Source organism: uncultured Campylobacter sp., assembly GCF_938031315.1.
GTDB lineage: Bacteria > Campylobacterota > Campylobacteria > Campylobacterales > Campylobacteraceae > Campylobacter_B.
Map to the genome: position 1 here is coordinate 1 of NZ_CALHHT010000183.1, position 3,630 is coordinate 3,630.

Sequence of the window (3,630 nt, forward strand, 5' to 3'; positions counted from 1 at the left end):
GATGCTATTTGCTGTTGATAACAATCAAACAACGGTTCCCGTAAGTAACGTTTATTCCTATAAAGCTGAATATGATGCGATATTTGATGATCTTAGCAAACCCAGAGTAGGGCTCAGCGATGCTCAAATAGCTTCTTTGCAAGATCCTTTTTATCCTAAGGAAGCCAATGTACCTAAAGAGGTCAACCAGCAAGTAGACCTCGGTTATCAGCTAGTAGGTATCATGGGCGATAAAGTCAAGTTGAATGATAAGTGGTACGGTTTGGGCGAATACGTAGGCTCATATAAAATCATGCAGATAACGGGCAACAGCGTTATTATTGCCAACGACGATGACACTAAAGTCGAACTAACACTAAAACAAGGAAATAAAAATGTCACTATTACATATAAGTAAGAAGCTTAGTATAGTTGCTATGCTTGCTTTGTCTGTTACGGCTACTAGTTTGTATGCTGCTCCTGCTTCGAGCAGTTGCGATAGAAAGGCGCTGAACATCAAGATTAACGATACCGTTACGCTAAACGAGATGCTGGCTCAGCTATCCGATATGTGTAAATTTTCGGTAGTAGCTAAGGATGCTATCGCTCAAGAGGAGCTATCTAAGTCAATTCAGGGTGTAAGTATTAAAGATCTTTCTTTGCGTGAAGTTTTTAATCTTCTGATCTCAGAAAATAATCTAAGCTATGAGTATTCTCATGGCATATTAAAAATTTCAGCGCTAGAGACTAGGACTTTTAAAGTGGATTACATCACTTCTATTAGAGAAGGTACTGCTGTTACTAAATCTTCTGTCGATTCCGCACCTACTAAAGTAGATAATGGCGATAGTGATAAAACAGAAAATGACGATAATAAGATCACTACCAAAGAAAAATTTGATTTTTGGGAGAAGATTAGCGAGGAAATTACCTCTGTTCTAAATAACGGTACCGAAAAATATGTCGCAGTCGCTCCTATTATAAATCAAAATGCCGGTTTAGTAACCGTTACTGCTATGAAGTCTCAGATAGCTCGCGTAGATAGATATCTAAGCGGTATGCAAAAACGCCTTAGTCGTCAAGTCTTGCTAGATGTAAATATCATATCTGTCGAGCTAAATAACGAATACACCACCGGTATAGATTGGAGTAAATTTCAACTAGGATTTAATACCTATGTAGGTGGAGATCCGACTAAGCTTTCAGGCTATCACATAGATAACGGAAATAGAGGAAAAGCTAGCGATACTCACGGAACTTGGACGATAGGGGCTAATCTAAATTTCAATATCGACGGTTTGATTAACTTCCTAGAGACTAAAGGTAAAACTAAAGTTATTTCAAGCCCTAAGGTAACTACGATGAATAATCAGCCTGCTATTATCTCTGTAGGTGATACTATTAACTATGTATTAAAATCCACTACTACAGGTGATTATCAAGGCGGAGATACTCAGTCAGATGATCAGTATTCGATATTTGTAGGTATTCTTTTGAATATCTTGCCTGAAATTTCAGATGATAATAGGATTATGCTACGAATTAATCCATCTTTAAGCTCTCTTAAATACGCAGAGGACAATGTAAGAACAAATAATAGAAGAGAGATTGCACCTGATACCTTGCAAAAGAAACTCTCAAGCGTAGTTTGGGTAGATGATGGCGATACTGTAATTTTAGGCGGTTTGATTGGTGCAACTAAGTCGAAAGATAACACTAGGGTGCCTGTGCTAGCTGAAATTCCATTAATCGGAAATCTTTTCAAAAGTACTGCCGATGTTTTGCGAACGTCGGAGTTAATCTTCGTAGTAACTCCACATATCATCGACAATACCGGCGCGCCGCTTGCTACCTCTCTTAAAGAGCTAGGTTACTCAAAATCCATCTACGAAAATGAGTAATAACTATACGGCGATCAAGGAGATTTTTATCGAGGATAACGAAGTCTCGGACTTCGTTAATCTCGATAAATCGACCCTTGCGTATCATAAAATTTTAAATGCTTTACAAAAACCGCTAAAGCTAATACTTTTTTATGGCAAACCGGGCTGCGGTAAGACCTTTTTGCTCAATAAGATCAAGGTCGATCTTGAGAAAAAGGTAAGGATAGTGTTTATGCCGCAGCCGTTTTTTGACGAGAAGGAATTTTTCCTAGAGCTTTATTCGCAGATTTTTCATTCCACTCCTAGCGAGACGATCGATAATTATGAAAATTTTATGCGGATTTATAGAGAGAGATTCGGGATCTCTACCAATGTGGGCGCGGTAGAGCAGGTCGTTATTTTGCTTGACGAAGCTCAGCTGTATCCAGGAAATTTGATAGAAAAAATTCGTCTTATGGCAGATACTAGACTATTTAAATTTTTATTTACGGTTCATAAGACGGACGAGGAAGACCGCCTCGCAAAGGATTATTTTAAAACCAGAATTTGGGAGAGCATTGAGCTTCCTAATTCAAATTTAGGCGAAGTCAAGCTGTATATTGAAAAAAAGCTTGTGCTTCATGGCTTTCAACAATACTATTTTATGTTTAGCGACGATAATTTCGATTTGATTTTAAATTTAACGGACGGCAATATGAGGAACATCAACAAGCTTATGTATAAGATGTATGAGCTTTTTGAGTATTACGAAGTAAATAAACCTACGGAAATTAGTTTTTCGCAGATTAATAATAAAATTATAGAGATGGCAGCGATAGGCTCGGGGATAATAAATGCTTGAATTTTACGAAGTAAACGAACTTGAAAAAAAATGGGAAGAGTATAACAAAAACAGAAAGCAGTTTTCTTTCCTAAAATCTAAGCCGAATTTCGTGTTGAGATTCGACAAGACGATTTTGGGGCTTTTGATATTGATCTCGGTTGCGATCGGAGCGATATTCTGGCTGCTTAAAGATAGTGATAGCGTCAGTATGGCAAGTATCAATCAAAATATTGAAGACAAAGGTGGTGCTGTAAATTCTACTAATGATGCCGAGCAGCAGGCGGCAGATCTTGCAGTGCAAAATAATATCTCCAAAGAAGATTACAATATCAGCGCGCCGAAAGTTGCCCGCGCCTCTAAACACGAAAAGGAACGCCCAAGCTTAAATTTAAACGATGTGGGTGTGTTATCCAGCGAGGATTCAGGTGGGTTTAAGATAACCAATAATTACGAAAATGGCGGAAACTATGGCGGGCAGGCTCAGGCGCAGAATTTCGGCGGTCAAAATTTTGGTGGACAGAATTTTGGCAATCAAAATGCTCCTACATTTAATGTGCCTAATACCAATAACGCAGCTTTTGCAAATCAGCCGCCTAAAAACGAGGTTATAGATTTTGGACGCGCTCCATTGCCACCTAAATCAAATTTCTCTGGAGGTTCTACAAATACCGTAAGTAGCGCTCCGCTAAGTTCTAGGATCGAGATAAAAACTTCAAATTTAAGCGAAGATAAGCAGAGCTTGGAGAGCAAATTTTACGCGACGAATAAGATTGAGTATTCGCTATCGCTAGCCGAAGAAGCGTATAATAAGAAAGACTACGACAATGCGATTAAATGGGCTCTTACTTCAAATGAGCTTGATAAGGACAACGTCGCTAGCTGGATAATTTTTGCTAAAGCCAATTATAAAAAGGGTCGTAAAGAAGACGCGCTTTACGCTCTTGA

The 3,630-nt window shown here is 38.6% G+C and carries 4 protein-coding genes; all 4 read left to right on the forward strand.

The features are described 5' to 3' along the window. Nucleotides 1-397 (forward strand): hypothetical protein (locus Q0236_RS04785; protein WP_297915628.1); only part of this gene is annotated, 397 nt, incomplete at its 5' end. Continuing rightward, entirely contained in the window at nt 375-1,880 is a 1,506-nt protein-coding gene (mshL, locus tag Q0236_RS04790) for a pilus (MSHA type) biogenesis protein MshL (protein ID WP_297915630.1), read from the forward strand. The genes Q0236_RS04785 and mshL, both read left to right, overlap by 23 nt. Then, nucleotides 1,873-2,703: an ATP-binding protein gene (locus tag Q0236_RS04795; protein ID WP_297915632.1), complete on the forward strand. Its 831-nt coding sequence runs from the start codon at nt 1,873-1,875 to the stop codon at nt 2,701-2,703. The genes mshL and Q0236_RS04795 overlap by 8 nt, the downstream gene beginning before the upstream one ends. Continuing rightward, nucleotides 2,696-3,630, forward strand: a 935-nt coding sequence (locus Q0236_RS04800; protein ID WP_367274736.1) for a tetratricopeptide repeat protein, incomplete at its 3' end; no start/stop codon positions are given. The genes Q0236_RS04795 and Q0236_RS04800, both read left to right, overlap by 8 nt.